Below are 15,484 nucleotides of genomic sequence, written 5' to 3'. Positions count from 1 at the left end.
TTCGTCTTATCCCTAAGACTCATAATGGTTACATTCGAAGCCAACCCTACACCAAGACCGACACCCTGTCTCCAGGATAAGCACGCAAAGTGAATAGCGGGTTCTTTCATTTGCTTATTCCATGAGCCAGCAGCTGAACAAAGCAGTGATAATGTTGTCGGATTGCCTGAGTTTCCATTAAAATGGATCGGATCGATATAAGCACACAAAGGGGGAAGTGCTTACTTATTATGAAACATAAACCACAGATGATGAAAATGCGTTGGTTGGGTGCTGCAGTGGTGTTATCACTGTATACCTCATCGGCACTGGCCTTTAACATCGACGATGTCGCAAAACAGGCAAAATCGATGGCAGGCAAGAGCTACGAAGCGCCGAAAAGTAACTTGCCCTCCGTTTTCCGCGACATGAAGTATGCGGACTATCAGCAGATCCAGTTCAATCACGACAAAGCGTACTGGAGCAATATTAAAACCCCGTTCAAGCTTGAATTTTATCATCAGGGTATGTACTTCGACACGCCTGTTGCCATCAATGAAGTGACGGCAACCGCGGTACGTAAGATCAAGTACAGCCCGGATTACTTCAATTTTGGCAATGTGCAACACGACAAAGATACGGTGAAAGACCTGGGCTTCGCAGGCTTTAAGGTGCTTTACCCGATCAACAGCAAAGATAAAAACGACGAAATCGTCAGCATGCTTGGAGCCAGCTATTTCCGCGTTATCGGCGCGGGGCAGGTTTACGGGCTTTCTGCGCGTGGTCTGGCTATTGATACCGCGCTGCCATCAGGTGAAGAGTTCCCGCGTTTCCGTGAGTTCTGGATTGAACGTCCAAAGCCAACGGATAAGCGTCTGACCATTTATGCGCTGCTGGATTCCCCGCGTGCAACCGGTGCCTATCGCTTTGTAATTATGCCGGGTCGTGACACGGTAGTTGACGTGCAGTCCAAGGTTTACCTGCGTGATAAAGTGGGCAAACTGGGCGTTGCGCCACTGACCAGTATGTTCCTGTTTGGGCCGAACCAGCCGTCACCGGCTACCAACTTCCGTCCGGAACTGCACGACTCCAACGGTCTGTCTATTCATGCCGGCAACGGTGAGTGGATCTGGCGTCCGCTGAATAACCCGAAACATCTGGCGGTTAGCAGCTTCGCAATGGAAAACCCGCAAGGTTTTGGCCTGCTGCAGCGTGGTCGTCAGTTCTCCCGCTTTGAAGATTTGGACGATCGCTATGACCAGCGTCCAAGCGCCTGGGTCACGCCAAACGGTGACTGGGGTAAAGGCAAGGTCGAGCTGGTAGAGATTCCAACCAACGACGAAACCAACGATAACATCGTCGCTTACTGGACGCCGGATCAACTGCCGGAAGCCGGTAAAGAGATGAACTTCAAGTACACCATTACCTTCAGCCGCGACGAAGATAAGCTGCATGCGCCGGATAACGCGTATGTAATGCAGACTCGCCGCTCAACGGGTGATGTGAAGCAGTCTAATCTTATCCGTCAGCCTGACGGTACCGTGGCGTTTGTCGTGGACTTCACAGGCCAGGATATGAAGAAACTGTCGCCGGACACCGCCGTTGCCGCTCAGGCCAGCATCGGTGATAACGGTGAGATCGTTGAGAATACCGTGCGTTACAACCCGGTAACCAAAGGCTGGCGTCTGACCCTGCGCGTGAAAGTGAAAGATCCGAAACAGACCACTGAAATGCGTGCTGCGCTGGTCAGTAACGATCAGCCGCTGAGTGAAACCTGGAGCTATCAGCTACCTGCCAATGAATAATACATCTGAATATATTGATGCCATGCCGCTGACGGATATCGAAAAAGCGGCACTGCCAAAGAGCGACATCCGCGCGGTTCACACCGCGCTGGATGGTGAACATCATACGTTTTCCCGTGATGATGATACGCCGCTCGGGTCAGTCAAGGCGCGTCTGGAGCAGGCCTGGCCGGACTCGCTGGCGGAAGGGCAGTTGATTAAAGACGACGAAGGACGCGCTCAGCTTCAGGCGATGCCGAAGGCCACGCGTTCCTCTATGTTCCCCGACCCATGGCGCACCAACCCGGTGGGCCGCTTCTGGGATCGCCTGCGCGGGCGTGATGTGACGCCGCGCTATCTGTCACGCCTGACGAAAGAAGAGCAGGCGTCCGAACAGAAATGGCGTACCGTGGGGACAATCCGTCGCTATATCCTGCTGCTTCTGACGCTGGCGCAGACGGTCGTTGCGACCTGGTACATGAAAACTATCCTGCCTTACCAGGGCTGGGCGTTTATCAACCCGACGGACATGATGGGCCAGGATCTCTGGGTCTCCTTCATGCAGCTGCTGCCGTATATCCTGCAGAGCGGCATTCTCCTGCTGTTCGCGGTCCTCTTCTGCTGGGTCTCGGCCGGTTTCTGGACCGCGCTGATGGGCTTCCTGCAATTGCTCATGGGGCGTGACAAATACAGCATTTCGGCGTCAACGGTCGGGGATGAACCCCTTAATCCCGAACACCGTACCGCGCTGATTATGCCTATCTGTAACGAAGACGTTGACCGCGTATTTGCGGGCCTTCGTGCGACCTGGGAGTCCGTGAAGGCGACCGGCAACGCGGAGCATTTCGACGTGTACATCCTGAGCGACAGCTACAACCCGGATATCTGCGTGGCGGAACAAAAAGCGTGGATGGAGCTGATTGCAGAAGTGCAGGGCGAAGGCCAGATCTTCTACCGCCGCCGCCGTCGTCGCGTGAAGCGTAAAAGCGGCAACATCGATGACTTCTGCCGTCGCTGGGGTAATCAGTACAGCTACATGGTAGTGCTGGATGCTGACTCCGTCATGAGCGGAGACTGCCTGAGCGGTCTGGTGCGTCTGATGGAAGCCAACCCTAACGCCGGTATCATTCAGTCCTCGCCAAAAGCGTCCGGAATGGACACCCTTTATGCGCGCTGCCAGCAGTTCGCCACCCGTGTTTACGGGCCGCTGTTTACGGCCGGTCTGCACTTCTGGCAGCTGGGTGAGTCGCACTACTGGGGTCACAACGCCATTATCCGCGTGAAGCCGTTCATTGAACACTGTGCGCTGGCGCCGCTGCCGGGTGATGGTTCGTTTGCCGGTTCTATTCTGTCGCATGACTTCGTAGAAGCGGCGTTGATGCGTCGTGCTGGCTGGGGCGTCTGGATTGCCTACGACCTGCCGGGATCCTACGAAGAGCTGCCGCCGAACCTGCTGGACGAGCTTAAGCGTGACCGCCGCTGGTGTCACGGTAACCTGATGAACTTCCGCCTGTTCCTGGTAAAAGGGATGCACCCGGTTCACCGCGCGGTGTTCCTGACGGGCGTGATGTCTTATCTCTCCGCACCGCTGTGGTTTATGTTCCTGGCGCTGTCGACTGCCTTACAGGTGGTTCATGCCCTGACGGAGCCGCAATACTTCCTGCAACCGCGGCAGCTGTTCCCGGTGTGGCCGCAGTGGCGTCCGGAGCTGGCGATTGCGCTGTTTGCCTCCACCATGGTGCTGCTGTTCCTGCCTAAGCTGCTCAGCATCATCCTGATCTGGTGCAAAGGCTCGAAAGAGTACGGCGGTTTCTTCCGCGTGACCCTTTCACTACTGCTGGAAGTGCTGTTCTCCGTCCTGCTGGCGCCGGTACGTATGCTGTTCCACACCGTGTTTGTGGTCAGTGCGTTCCTGGGCTGGGAAGTGGTCTGGAACTCACCGCAGCGTGACGACGACTCCACGCCGTGGGGTGAAGCCTTTATGCGCCACGGTTCTCAGCTTCTGCTGGGTCTGGTGTGGGCTGCCGGGATGGCGTGGCTGGATCTGCGCTTCCTGTTCTGGCTGGCGCCGATTGTATTCTCGCTGATCCTGTCGCCGTTTGTGTCCGTGATTTCCAGCCGTTCAACGGTGGGGTTGCGAACCAAACGCTGGAAGCTGTTCCTGATCCCGGAAGAGTATTCCCCGCCGCAGGTGCTGGTGGATACCGATCGTTACCTGGAACAGAACCGCAGTCGCTCGCTGGATGACGGCTTCATGCACGCCGTGTTTAACCCGTCATTCAACGCCCTGGCGACGGCAATGGCTACCGCGCGTCACCGCGCCAGCCAGGTGCTGGAGATTGCCCGCGATCGTCACGTTGAGCAGGCGCTTAACGAGACCCCGGAAAAACTCAACCGCGACCGTCGTCTGGTGCTGTTGAGCGACCCGGTGACAATGGCGCGTCTTCACTACCGCGTGTGGTCCGCTCCGGAGAAATACTCTTCGTGGGTGAACTACTATAAGGACGTGAAGCTGAACCCGCTCGCCCTGAAGGCGAAGTAAGTTGTTAAGAAGAGGCGGGTAAGCGAATCGCCACCCGTCAGATAAAATACCGGCTTAATCGCCGGTATTTTTTTAGAGGTTAAAGATGAGAATAATCATCGTCGTTATGATGGCATGCCTGCTCAGCGGCTGCGGCAGTATCATCAGTCGCACCATTCCAGGGCAGGGCCACGGAAATCAGTATTACCCGGGCGTGAAATGGGATCTTCGTGATTCCGCGTGGCGCTACCTGACCGTGCTCGATCTGCCGTTCTCGCTGATTTTCGACACGCTGTTGCTGCCGATCGATGCCAGCCACGGCCCTTACGAATAGCGTAAATTAACGCTCGTCCCACTCGTCGGCTGCGGTTTGACCCTCTTCCGTATCCAGCGGCGGCTCGAGCTGAAACTCACCCTCATCCCACTCGTGCAGGGTGTTCTCTTCCAGCCATTCCTGCCGAAGTTCGATTTCGTCATAGTCGCCATCAAAGACGGCCTGCGCACCTTCACCACTTAATATCGGCAAACATTCCCCTTCTTCACCTTCATCGGCAAAGAATTCGGCCTGCCACATAATATCCCCATCCTGCAGAACGTATTTTTGGATATTAAGCTGTTGCACGTCAGCATCTTCTTCTTCAACGCCGGGGTTGTCGGCGAGGAACTCTTCACGAGCGGCATCAATAGCTTCTTCCAGCGTGGCGTACATGGTCATTGGTGTCTCCCTGTTTTCCAGAAGGTTTCAGGGAAAGAATAGCTGAATATAAGATTCTGCAAGTATGAATGCGAAAATAAGCTATCAGGCGTTCGTCTTATTCCGTCACGGGCCGCAGCGCGCGGGATAAACTGAACCATGAATAAATGGCATTGAACAATACGACGCCCGCCGTCACGATAAAGACGGCGCGAAAACCGAAGCTGGCGGAGATCCCGGCTCCGAGCAGCGGTCCGGTGACGTTACCGATATCGCGGAATGACTGGTTATAGCTGAAAATACGCCCGGCGATCTGGTTCGTGGAGTTGTAGACCAGCAGGTTCTGTACGGCGGGCAGCAACGCGCCGTCGGCGGCACCCAGTAAAAAGCGCAGGACGCCCAGCTGCCATGGCGTTTGCACCATCGACATCGGGACAAGCAGCAGGACGGAAATGACCAGCGCGCAGATCAGGATTTTCTCGGGACCAACGCGGTCTCCCAGTTTACCCAGCCTCGGGGCGCTCAGCAGCGCCGCCACGCCGGGCACGGAGGCAATCAGCCCGCTGATGAACGCAATATTGCTAACGTTACCCGCCAGGTCGCGAACGTACAGCGTCAGAATAGGGGCAATCGACCCGGTAGCCACCTGGATAATCATTGTCGTCACGAACAGGCTCAGCACCAGTCTGGGATTTTTGAGCGAGGTCAGCACCTCTCTGGCGTGGAGCATCTCTTTTTTGGCGACAGGCGTGAAGTTTTCCCGGATACAGAGCAGGGTGACGATAAAGCACAGGAACAACACGCTGGCAGTGATAAAGAAGACCGGCCGCAGGCCGTAGTTATCCGCCAGTAATCCGCCGGCCAGCGGTCCCAGCAGAGCACCGCTCACGCCGCCGGTGGAGAGTGTTCCTAGCGCCCAGCCGCTCTTATGGCGGGGGATTTGCGTGGCTATCAGGGCATTCGCGTTGGGAATAAATCCCCCCAGCAGGCCCAGCAGCGCGCGCAGGATCAGAAACTGCCAGACGTTCTGCGCCACGCCCATAAGCGCCATGATAATGGCCATCCCCAGCGCCGAACGCAGCAGCATGATTTTACGTCCCTTGCGGTCGGCAAGGCCGCCCCAGAAGGGCGAGGCCATCGCGGAAAAGAGAAACGTGATGCTGAATACCAGACCGGACCACATATTGAGCGCGCTGTGGCCCGTTACGCCAAGCTGTTCGACGTAGAGCGGCAGGAAGGGCATGACCAGGCTAAAGGCCGCGCCGGTAAGAAAACAGCCAAGCCACGCAACCGCGAGGTTACGCTTCCAGTTTATGGGGGCATCTGAGGGTGACATAACTATCCGCATAATGAGGTGCAGAGCACCTGAAGCATAAAGTAATAAGCCTGCTAATTATGCGCCTGGGTTATGATTGCCGCAATGACGAGGAGCTTTTAAAGCTAAAACGGCATGCGGCCCTGGAGACCGCATGGGGATTAATAGCGGGACGGCGTGCCTTGTGGACGCGTTTTAAAACGGCGGTGCAGCCACATATACTGCTCGGGCGCCAGCATGATGCACTTCTCCACAACGCTGTTCATCCAGCGCGCGGTGGTTTCCGCATCGTCAAGCGGTGGCGAAAGCTCCGGCTCCAGCATCATCAGCTCGTAGCCTGAACCATCCGGCTTACGGCGAGGGACGAAAGGCACGATGGCAGCTTTAGACATCCGCGCCAGCATCCAGGTACCGGTCGTTGTGGCGGCCTCTTCAACGGCGAAGAAGGGGACAAATACGCTGGCCTGTGGGCCATAGTCGTGGTCGGGGGCATACCAGACCACTTCACCGGATTTCAGCGCGCGGATCATCCCCTTCAGATCCTTACGGTCGATCATGCTTTTGTTGGAGCGCATGCGGCCGTTGGTCTGGATTAAATCGATGACCGGGTTATCGTTAGGACGATAAACGCCAATGCCCGGCGCCTGCATGCCGAACATGCGCGCCCCGATTTCCAGCGTCAGGAAATGAACGCCGATCAGCAAAACGCCCGTCTGGTTGGCCTGAAGCGTATGCACAGGCTCCATGCCGGTTCCCGTCACCTCGCTCCAGCGGGCCATGCGTTTGTCCGGCCAGAACCACGCCATACCGGTCTCCATGAGCCCCATCCCGACGGATTCGAAATTCTTCGCGACCATATCGTGACGCTCTGGCTCGCTCATCTGGGGAAAACACAGCTCAAGATTGCGGTACGCGATTCTGGCGCGACGCTTCATAAACAGTTGCGCGAAGCGGCCCAGAAATTTACCCAACCGAAAAATAACAGGGTAGGGAAGCTGTACCAGAAGCCATAAAAAGCCGATGCCAAGCCAGGTCAACCAATAGCGGGGATGCAAAAGGGCGGCAGTAAATTTTGGTAACTGGGTCATGTCTTTCCTGTGTTCAAACGTCCTGTTTTGCTAGTGTCTCATTTTTTGAGACATAGCCAAAATATCTGCTTTCGAAGCGTGCACGAATACAGCAATTGTTAAGCCTGATTAATCAGGGTGTGTGAAATGTAGCGTAAATTGTGGGGATGTAAATTGGTTTTGTTTGCTATATGATGCCGACCGATTTTTCATTCTCTCTAACGATTCCAGGACTGTACACCATGCCAGTGTTACACAACCGCGTGTCGAATGAGATGTTAAGAGCGCGTATGTTGGCTGAAACCGAACCGCGCACAACCATCTCTTTCTATAAATACTTCACGATCGACGATCCGCAGGCGACCCGCGATGCGCTTTATCAGGCGTTTACGGCCCTGAACGTCTTCGGCCGCGTCTACCTTGCCCGTGAAGGCATCAACGCGCAAATTAGCGTACCGGAAAGCAAAGTCAGCGCCTTCCGCGAGTTTCTTTATCAGTTCGATCCGGCCCTCGACGGCTTACGCCTGAACATTGCCCTGGACGATGACGGGAAATCCTTCTGGGTGCTGCGCATGAAGGTGCGTGAACGCATCGTGGCGGACGGTATCGACGATCCTGCGTTTAACGCGGCGGATGTCGGTGAATATCTTAAGGCTGCGGAAGTGAATGCGATGCTTGACGATCCGGATGCCGTGTTCATTGATATGCGTAACCACTATGAATACGAAGTGGGGCATTTCGAGAACGCGATGGAAATCCCGGCCGATACCTTCCGCGAGCAGCTGCCCAAGGCGGTTGAGATGATGCAGGAACATAAAGATAAAAAGATCGTTATGTACTGCACCGGCGGTATCCGCTGTGAGAAAGCCAGCGCGTGGATGAAGCACAACGGCTTTAATAAGGTCTGGCATATTGAAGGCGGCATTATCGAGTACGCCCGCCGCGCCCGCGAGCAGGGTTTACCGGTACGCTTTATCGGGAAAAACTTTGTCTTTGACGAGCGTATGGGTGAGCGTATTTCTGAAGACGTTATTGCCCAGTGCCACCAGTGCGGCGCACCGTGCGATACTCACACCAACTGCAAAAACGACGGGTGTCATCTGCTGTTCATTCAGTGCCCGGCCTGTGCCGAGAAGTTTAACGGCTGCTGTAGCGAACTGTGCAGCGAAGAGAGCATCCTGCCGGAAGAAGAGCAGCGTCGCCGTCGCGCAGGACGTGAAAACGGCAACAAGATTTTTAATAAATCACGCGGCCGTCTGAATACCAAACTGGGTATCCCTGACCCGGAATGATAATAACGCCCGGCACGGCGAAAGCCTTCCGGGCGAATCTATTATGATTTCTGCTGTACGCCTTCAACGGAAATAATCAGCTCAACGTCCTGAGACGCCGGGCCTAAATCCGTTGTGATATTAAAATCTTTCAGGTGAATTTTACCCGCCGCTTCAAAACCTGCGCGTTTACCGCCCCACGGATCGTCACCCTGACCCAGTAATTTAGCATCCAGCGTGACCGGTTTTGTTACGCCGTTAAGCGTCAGGTTGCCGGTAATATTCAGCTTATCACCCTCTTTTTTCACTTCCGTGGAGGTGAAGGTAGCCTGCGGGTATTTCCCGACATTGAGGAATTCCCCACTGCGCAGATGTTTATCACGTTCAGCATGATTAGTATCCACGCTGTTGGTATTAATGGTTACGTTGACCTTATCGGCGGCAGGATTCTTCTCATCAAAGGTGAATGTGCCGTCAAAATCTTTAAAGGTACCGTACAGCCAGCTGTATCCCAGGTGCTGAATACGGAAATTGACAAAAGCGTGCTGGCCCTCCTTATCAATTTTATAATCAGCCGCCACGGCGGAACCGGCGGTGAATAACAGAGAACCCAGGGCGATACCCAGCAGGTGTTTTTTCATTTTATGCTCCAGAGTCAACTGACGAGCGGCCAAGCATGCGCTTTAGCGTATCGTCTTTATCAATAAAATGGTGTTTGAGGGCGGCAAGCCCGTGCAGCACGGACAGGATCACGACGCTCCACGCAAGCCAGAGGTGAACGACCCCGGCGGTGTCAGCCTGAGCGCCCGCATCGCTGAGCGTTGCCGGGACGTCAAAAAGGCCAAAGACGCTAATCGGCTTACCGTCCGCCGTTGAGATAAGATAGCCGCTGATCAGAATGGCGAAGAGCAGCGCATAGAGCGCGATATGCGCGGCAACGGCACTCAGGCGGGTCATTTTCCCGTGGGTCTTCGGCGCGGCGGGCGGCGGGGAAACATGTCGCCAGATCACGCGAAAAACCAGACCCAGCATCAGGAGAACGCCAATGCTTTTATGTAACTCCGGTGCCTGGTGATACCAGCCGTCGTAATAGCTGAGCGTGACCATCCAGAGTCCAAGGCCAAACATACCGTAGACGGCAATAGCAAATAGCCAGTGCAAACCTATGGATATTATTCCGTAGCGCCGGGAGGTGTTACGCAGTTGCATCAGAATGTCCATTTTCGTATTAACCGAAGAGTAAAAATGAACGGGAAGATGTGACATTGCAACTGAAATAATTGTCTATTGATTTTTATTTTATTTATTTCAGCAATTTTGAAAGGAAAGGATGAAGGTAATTCAATGCCTTCGTGTAAGAGGAATTGTGAGTTTCAATAAAGCTAAATTAATGTCAATTATTGTCAGTCAGGGTTTTCAATAAAATACAATGTAAACAAAATCAATAATAGCCAGCAGCGCCCACAATAAGATATAGAGCATGAAATGCTCGCGAATATTATTCATCAGAAAGCTAACGATCCTGCGCATAACGCCCCGTAATGCAGTGTGAATGAAACGGGCCCCGGAACGTCCGGAGCCCGTGCGGATTATCCGTTAAAACGCGAGAGCGAGAAGGGCGTCAGATCAAACTGCGGTTTGATACCCTGGGCGAACTGCGCGGCGATCTCGCCCAGCACGGAAGCGAATTTAAAGCCGTGGCCGCTCAGCCCGGTAATCAGCAGGACGTTGTCATGCCCTGGCAGGGTATCAATGATGAAGTCTTCATCCGGCGTGTTGTCGTAGGTACAGGCCGCGCCATACAGCAAGCCACCGACGCCCGGAAGAATAGTGCGCAGGAACGAGAAGGCTTCTGAACCATCCTGTGGACAGGCGCCAAAAGGCTTGCGTTCGTCAGGAGAGGCGATAGCCTGGCCACCGTTGTGTTTACCGATTTTCAGCGCGTCTTTCTCGGAAGGGAAACCGTAGAACTGATCGCCATTCGGCAATTCGCCGGTGAAGGCCGGGAATTTATTCTGCGCGCTGTAGCGACCATCCGACTGGAACCAGGAGAAGACCTTGCGCACCGGCTGGATTGGCAGTTCCGGCAGCAGGCGAGTGACCCAGGTTCCTGCGCTGACGAGCAGGTGGGACGCTGAATAGTCGCCGTCAAGAGTCGTTACCGTGACGCCATTCTCGTCATGGGTGATGGCCTCCACCGGACAGTTAAACAGCTGCGCACAGCCGGCCTTAGCGGCAAGATCGATCCAGGTTTTGATTGCCGTTTCACAATGCAGCACGCCGGAGTGGGCTTCAAAGAGGCCGATGTAATCGTCCGGGACGGTAATTTCAGGCCAGCGCGCGGTAATGCCCGTTGCGTCCAGCTTCTCAACATCCAGATTAAAGGCTTTTGCGCTGCGCTCAACGCCGGCGAGAAAATCAGAATGAGCAGGGCCAAGGTTGACGACGCCGGTACGCTCGAAAATACGCTCTTCGGTCTGTGTCGCCAGTTCATCCCACAGCGTCTGGGCGCGAAGCACCAGCGGCACATAGCGCTCGCCTTCTCCATACGCATGGCGCATGAGACGGGTATCGCCATGATGGCTGCCCTCCGAATGAGGAGGAAGGTGGGCATCGATCATCAGGACCTTCAGACCTGCCTGTGTTGCGTAATAACCGGCAGCGGAACCCACGGAGCCGCTACCAATAATGATTAAGTCGTATCTCATATGCATCTCATAAACTGATGTTTTGTTAGCAGAGTAATTAACAACGCGGGGTTAGACAAGGGAGAAATAAATAAGGCACCGCGTGGGTGCCTGTAGAGAGAAAAGTGGGCATAAGCTTAGTGCCGTTTATACTCATTTTCCTGATAGTCGCCAGATTCTATTTTTGCAATACCTGCCTCTAAAATAGAAATAAACTGACGGGCGACGTCTGTTGTTAGCCACAGCGTCTGTCCAACTTCCGCTTCTTCACGGTTGAGTTGATTCGGGGTCTGGTAGTGCAAACGCAGCATCAGCGCATCGTAGCTATCTACGGTACTGATATCCCAGCCAACCAGTGGATGGGTCTGGATCACTTCACTATTCTTTTCCATTATAACCCCCTTAATGCGTGTTAGAAGACAACGGCTCTGAGGTTCAATGCATGTTTTTCTGAAAGCATCTTCAGTATACCAAGTAATAAGGGTTCCAACGGGAAAAATAAACAGGTGGCAACACATTTTTCTGCTTTTTAGGATTGTTCGAACAATAAAACACCATCTCGTTCACGATTTTTAAAGAAGATGCCGAATTAATTTGAACTTGCAGGATTTTTAGACAAAAAAAAGCCGGGGCGACCCGGCAAAAAAACACAATGAGGGAGCAGTGTTAATCTGTGATAAACCAGTCGTCTGCGCTTTCCCACGTTTCCTGCAGGATTTCGCTGATGCGATCTTTATCTTCTTTCGCAGCACCAATGACGGAGAGGTTGTTCGCCGCGGCGTAACGCACCGTTACGGCACCCGCGTTGTCGGGAAAGGTGTTGTTAATACGGCGGGATAATTCGCCTGCCAGTGCATCAAGCGCGCCGGCAGGCAGAACGGTTGTTTTGGCTATGGTGACTTCAATACGCATAAATGCCCCCTGTGTAATATACTGTTTATTTATACAGGCATATTATCGATTTGACAACAAGGGGCATTGATTTTTTAACGTTTTACCGTCCAGTTAACGGTTTCGCCCGCCAGGAATGGGATCAGCGTGTCATCCGTCAGCGCAATGGACTCCTCAACGTGGCTCGCTTTACGCTCCAGTTCGATAAAGGTGTCGTTGACCGGCAGGCCGTAGAAGCGCGGGCCGTTAAGGGAGCAGAACGCTTCAAAATGTTCGAGCGCGTTCATCTCTTCAAAGACGGTCGCGTAGCTGGCCAGTGCCGTTGGGGCGTTGAAGCAGCCTGCACAGCCGCAGCTCGCCTCTTTGCGGTGGCGGGCGTGAGGTGCGGAATCGGTGCCGAGGAACGCGCGGGAGAACCCGCTGGCAACCAGCTCGCGCAGCGCCTGCTGGTGGATGTTGCGTTTGAGAATAGGCAGACAGTACAGGTGAGGACGCACCCCGCCCACCAGCATGTGGTTACGGTTAAACATCAGGTGCTGTGGCGTAATGGTCGCGGCGATAAGATCGTTGCCGTCGCGTACATACTCTGCCGCGTCTTTGGTGGTGATATGCTCAAAGACCACTTTAAGTGCGGGCAGGCGCTGGCGCAGAGGCTCCATCACGGTCTCGATAAAGCGGGCTTCACGGTCGAAGATGTCAATCTCGGCATGCGTGACTTCACCATGGACCAGCAGCGGCATGCCCAGTTTCTGCATGCGTTCCAGAACCGGCATGATGGCATCAATGCTGGTGACGCCGTGGCTGGAGTTGGTGGTGGCATTTGCCGGGTAGAGTTTCGCCGCCGTAAATACGCCTTCGTTAAACCCGCGCTCCACTTCGTTCGGATCCAGCGAGTCGGTAAGATAGCAGGTCATCAACGGGGTAAAATCGTGTCCCGCAGGAACGGCATCCAGGATGCGCTGGCGATAGGCCATCGCGGCATCGACGGTGGTGACTGGTGGAACCAGGTTAGGCATGACAATCGCGCGGCCATAAATTTCGCTGGTATAAGGCACGACGGTTTTCAGCATATCGCCATCACGCAGATGGATATGCCAGTCGTCAGGGCGGCGGATTTTAAGAACCTGGGGTTGTGCAGTCATGGAAGCTCCGGCTTGTCAGGAATCAGTCATAAGGATGGCTGTTTTTGCCGGACACAAATCATAAGCGGAAACGTTTTCGTTTGCACACTTTTCCGTAAAAAAAAGGGCGCCGCAGCGCCCTTCAGGTTAATCAGTGAAAGGAATGATAATTTCACCCGGTTTCACCTCTATGCCTTTTGCATATTTTTTCGCCAGAGCTTCACCCTTGCTTTTGTCTTCGCTTAAGACGTACGCGGGCTGCTGGTTGAAGTAATTTCGCAGCGACTGGTTCAGATAGGGCATCAAGGTTTGCAGAACCGGTGCCATCTTGTCCGGCGACACCTGCGCATCGACGACTTCCATCTCCTGCAGGAAAATCGCCCCTTTCTCTTTGTTGAAAACGGGCAGGGCCTTCAGCTTGAGCTTGATGTTGGCCTTCTGATTGCCAAAGAGGGATGACATATCGAGATCCGCATCACCGGCCAGGGTGACTTTGTTTGGCTCTTCACGTCCGATCTGGCTGGTCAGGTTCGTCAGGACGATATGCGCGTCCGCCAGTCCCGGCACGCCAATGTCTTTAGAGAAATTGTTATGTTTTTCCAGCGCCTGATTAATTTCCTGTTCACTGACGGTATATTGCGTGAGCTGGTTACAGCCAACCAGCAGGCCGCTGACTACTAATGCCGCGGCAAAGACAATTTTCTTCATAGTGTTCCTCAACGAAAAATCGGCGCTTCTGTCCTGTTGCGCCAGTATGTCAGTGTGAATTGGCAGAAACCAGCAGAAAAAACTGAGAAGTGGGGCGGGAGGGGCTCCCGTCCGAGGGAAAGGCTACGCGCCAGGCTCGAGCATCCCGCTCGCGCTGCGTTTCGGGCTGAACTGCCACCACAGAGCAAGGAGCGTCATAAAGCCCACCACGCCGAGCATCATCCACGGGAGTTCGGGCTGGTTTAACGCTTTGCCGGCATCAAACAACCAGCCGCCGCCCGCGTAACCTAATGCGCCGCCAAGCGCCAGCCCCAGCCGGCTGAAACCCATATAGCTGCCGCGCGCACGCGCATCCGCAAGCGAGGCGCTCAGCGTTTCACGGGCAGGCTCGGCGATGATCGACCCTATATAGAACGTGCAAATCAGCGTAAACAGCTGCTGGAGAGAGTTCACCAGGCCGATCGGCATCATGCTCAGCGTCATCAGGAACAGACCGGCCATCAGGCGATGCTCCAGACGAAAACGCCGTTCGCTCCAGCGGGCAATCGGATAAAGCAGCGTTAACGACAGGCAGGCTTCGATGGCGTACATCCATTTAACGGCTGCAGGGGTCCCCGCGATGTCGTTAACCATGATCGGCAGCATCAGCATGACCTGCACAGCCAGCATGTAGTATCCCGTCAGGGTCAACACATAGGTGACAAAACGCCTGTCGCGCAGGACGCGGCCAAGCCCTTCCCGGACCGGCGCTTTGACCGTCGACAGTTTCCAGGCGGGCAGGAACAGGCCATTAAACAGCGCGCACAGAATAAAGAGCACCGCCCCAGCGGCGCAGACCAGACGGAAGTCATACTGCAGCAGCCAGCTTCCCAGCAGGGCGCCGATAACCGCCCCGGCACTGTCCTGCATCATCAGTATCGAGAAGAAACGGCCGCGGTGCTGAGGGCGAATAAGCTTTACCACCAGCGCGGTGCGTGGCGGATCGAACAGCGTGCCGCCGATACCGGAGAGGAAACAGGAGAACCAGAGCAGCCAGGGCTCCTGGGCGACCGCCATCGTGGCAAAGCCTGCCGCGCGCAGCAGCATACCGGTAACGATCATCGGTTTAGCGCCGAAGCGGTCGGCAATGGCCCCGCCAAAGACGCCCAGGCCCTGCTGGACAAACTGGCGTAGCCCCAGGGCAATGCCAACCATTAATGCCGCCCAGCCCATCTGATCGACAAAGCGGATCGATATCAGCGGAAAAACGACAAAAAAGCCGAGCACGACCAGCATGTTATCGACGAGCAGGAAATATTTACCCAGGCTCCTGGCCTGTGATACGCGGGACATTTTCCCTCCAGGGAAAATAAGAAGGTGAGCACGCTAACATTCTGCGGTGTCGCCGCGTTTTTTCCCACCCCCGTGGGTGACAATATTTTTTTATCAAAAGGGTGCTTTGATAGA

16 protein-coding genes are annotated in these 15,484 nt (G+C 54.7%); 4 read left to right on the top strand and 12 right to left on the bottom strand.

From position 1 onward, the window contains the following. Positions 1-230: 230 nt before the first annotated feature. The 3 genes from mdoG to SPH27_RS06195 all read left to right on the top strand — a co-directional run bounded on the left by mdoG (position 231) and on the right by SPH27_RS06195 (position 4,618). The gene (gene mdoG / locus SPH27_RS06205) at positions 231-1,784 is read left to right on the top strand and encodes a glucans biosynthesis protein MdoG (protein WP_021240787.1); all 1,554 of its coding nucleotides are present in this window, start codon (positions 231-233) and stop codon (positions 1,782-1,784) included. Next, positions 1,777-4,305 carry a glucans biosynthesis glucosyltransferase MdoH gene (gene mdoH / locus SPH27_RS06200; protein ID WP_182072969.1) on the top strand — a complete coding sequence of 843 codons (2,529 nt, stop codon included), beginning with the start codon at positions 1,777-1,779 and terminating at the stop codon, positions 4,303-4,305. Before mdoG ends, mdoH begins: the two co-directional genes overlap by 8 nt. Before the next feature lie 85 nt (positions 4,306-4,390). Beyond that, the gene (locus SPH27_RS06195; protein ID WP_024908995.1) at positions 4,391-4,618 is read left to right on the top strand and encodes a YceK/YidQ family lipoprotein; all 228 of its coding nucleotides are present in this window, start codon (positions 4,391-4,393) and stop codon (positions 4,616-4,618) included. A gap of 6 nt (positions 4,619-4,624) precedes the next feature. Here SPH27_RS06195 and SPH27_RS06190 read toward each other — a convergent pair whose 3' ends face one another. The 3 genes from SPH27_RS06190 to SPH27_RS06180 all read right to left on the bottom strand — a co-directional run bounded on the left by SPH27_RS06190 (position 4,625) and on the right by SPH27_RS06180 (position 7,381). Next, a complete protein-coding gene (locus tag SPH27_RS06190; RefSeq protein ID WP_023311118.1) occupies positions 4,625-4,999 on the bottom strand; it encodes a MysB family protein in 375 nt (124 codons plus the stop codon). 97 nt (positions 5,000-5,096) lie between these two features. Next, entirely contained in the window at positions 5,097-6,314 is a 1,218-nt protein-coding gene (gene mdtG, locus SPH27_RS06185) for a multidrug efflux MFS transporter MdtG (RefSeq protein ID WP_182072968.1), read from the bottom strand. 140 nt (positions 6,315-6,454) lie between these two features. Beyond that, positions 6,455-7,381, bottom strand: a complete 927-nt coding sequence (locus tag SPH27_RS06180; protein ID WP_182072967.1) for a Kdo(2)-lipid IV(A) acyltransferase — start codon at positions 7,379-7,381, stop codon at positions 6,455-6,457. Positions 7,382-7,602: 221 nt separating this feature from the next. Here SPH27_RS06180 and SPH27_RS06175 point away from each other — a divergent pair, with 221 nt between their 5' ends. Beyond that, a complete protein-coding gene (locus SPH27_RS06175; RefSeq protein ID WP_182072966.1) occupies positions 7,603-8,652 on the top strand; it encodes a rhodanese-related sulfurtransferase in 1,050 nt (349 codons plus the stop codon). A 41-nt stretch (positions 8,653-8,693) separates the two neighbouring features. On the opposite strand, the gene SPH27_RS06170 is transcribed toward SPH27_RS06175, so the two are convergent. The 9 genes from SPH27_RS06170 to mdtH form a co-directional block, all read right to left on the bottom strand. Beyond that, positions 8,694-9,272: a YceI family protein gene (locus SPH27_RS06170; RefSeq protein WP_033145193.1), complete on the bottom strand. Its 579-nt coding sequence runs from the start codon at positions 9,270-9,272 to the stop codon at positions 8,694-8,696. Between the two features lies 1 nt (position 9,273). Continuing rightward, on the bottom strand, positions 9,274-9,840 hold the full coding sequence (locus SPH27_RS06165) for a cytochrome b (RefSeq protein WP_182072965.1): 567 nt from the start codon (positions 9,838-9,840) through the stop codon (positions 9,274-9,276). Between the two features lie 207 nt (positions 9,841-10,047). Then, positions 10,048-10,161: a YceO family protein gene (locus tag SPH27_RS06160; protein ID WP_032638658.1), complete on the bottom strand. Its 114-nt coding sequence runs from the start codon at positions 10,159-10,161 to the stop codon at positions 10,048-10,050. 59 nt (positions 10,162-10,220) lie between these two features. Next, positions 10,221-11,339: an N-methyl-L-tryptophan oxidase gene (gene solA / locus SPH27_RS06155; RefSeq protein WP_182072964.1), complete on the bottom strand. Its 1,119-nt coding sequence runs from the start codon at positions 11,337-11,339 to the stop codon at positions 10,221-10,223. Positions 11,340-11,455: 116 nt separating this feature from the next. Continuing rightward, positions 11,456-11,710: a biofilm formation regulator BssS gene (bssS, locus tag SPH27_RS06150; RefSeq protein ID WP_008500827.1), complete on the bottom strand. Its 255-nt coding sequence runs from the start codon at positions 11,708-11,710 to the stop codon at positions 11,456-11,458. 274 nt (positions 11,711-11,984) lie between these two features. Then, positions 11,985-12,230: a DNA damage-inducible protein I gene (dinI, locus tag SPH27_RS06145; RefSeq protein WP_008500826.1), complete on the bottom strand. Its 246-nt coding sequence runs from the start codon at positions 12,228-12,230 to the stop codon at positions 11,985-11,987. Between the two features lie 74 nt (positions 12,231-12,304). After that, positions 12,305-13,351, bottom strand: a complete 1,047-nt coding sequence (gene pyrC / locus SPH27_RS06140) for a dihydroorotase (RefSeq protein WP_033145198.1) — start codon at positions 13,349-13,351, stop codon at positions 12,305-12,307. Between the two features lie 126 nt (positions 13,352-13,477). Next, positions 13,478-14,038, bottom strand: coding sequence for a lipoprotein (locus tag SPH27_RS06135; protein ID WP_023311126.1), 561 nt, complete (start codon positions 14,036-14,038; stop codon positions 13,478-13,480). A 123-nt stretch (positions 14,039-14,161) separates the two neighbouring features. Then, positions 14,162-15,370 carry a multidrug efflux MFS transporter MdtH gene (gene mdtH / locus SPH27_RS06130; protein WP_182931804.1) on the bottom strand — a complete coding sequence of 403 codons (1,209 nt, stop codon included), beginning with the start codon at positions 15,368-15,370 and terminating at the stop codon, positions 14,162-14,164. Between the last annotated feature and the right edge of the window lie 114 nt (positions 15,371-15,484).

This window comes from Enterobacter sp. A103 (assembly GCF_034427535.1).
GTDB lineage: Bacteria > Pseudomonadota > Gammaproteobacteria > Enterobacterales > Enterobacteriaceae > Enterobacter > Enterobacter asburiae_B.
This window is presented reverse-complemented; position numbering and strand designations above follow the sequence as displayed.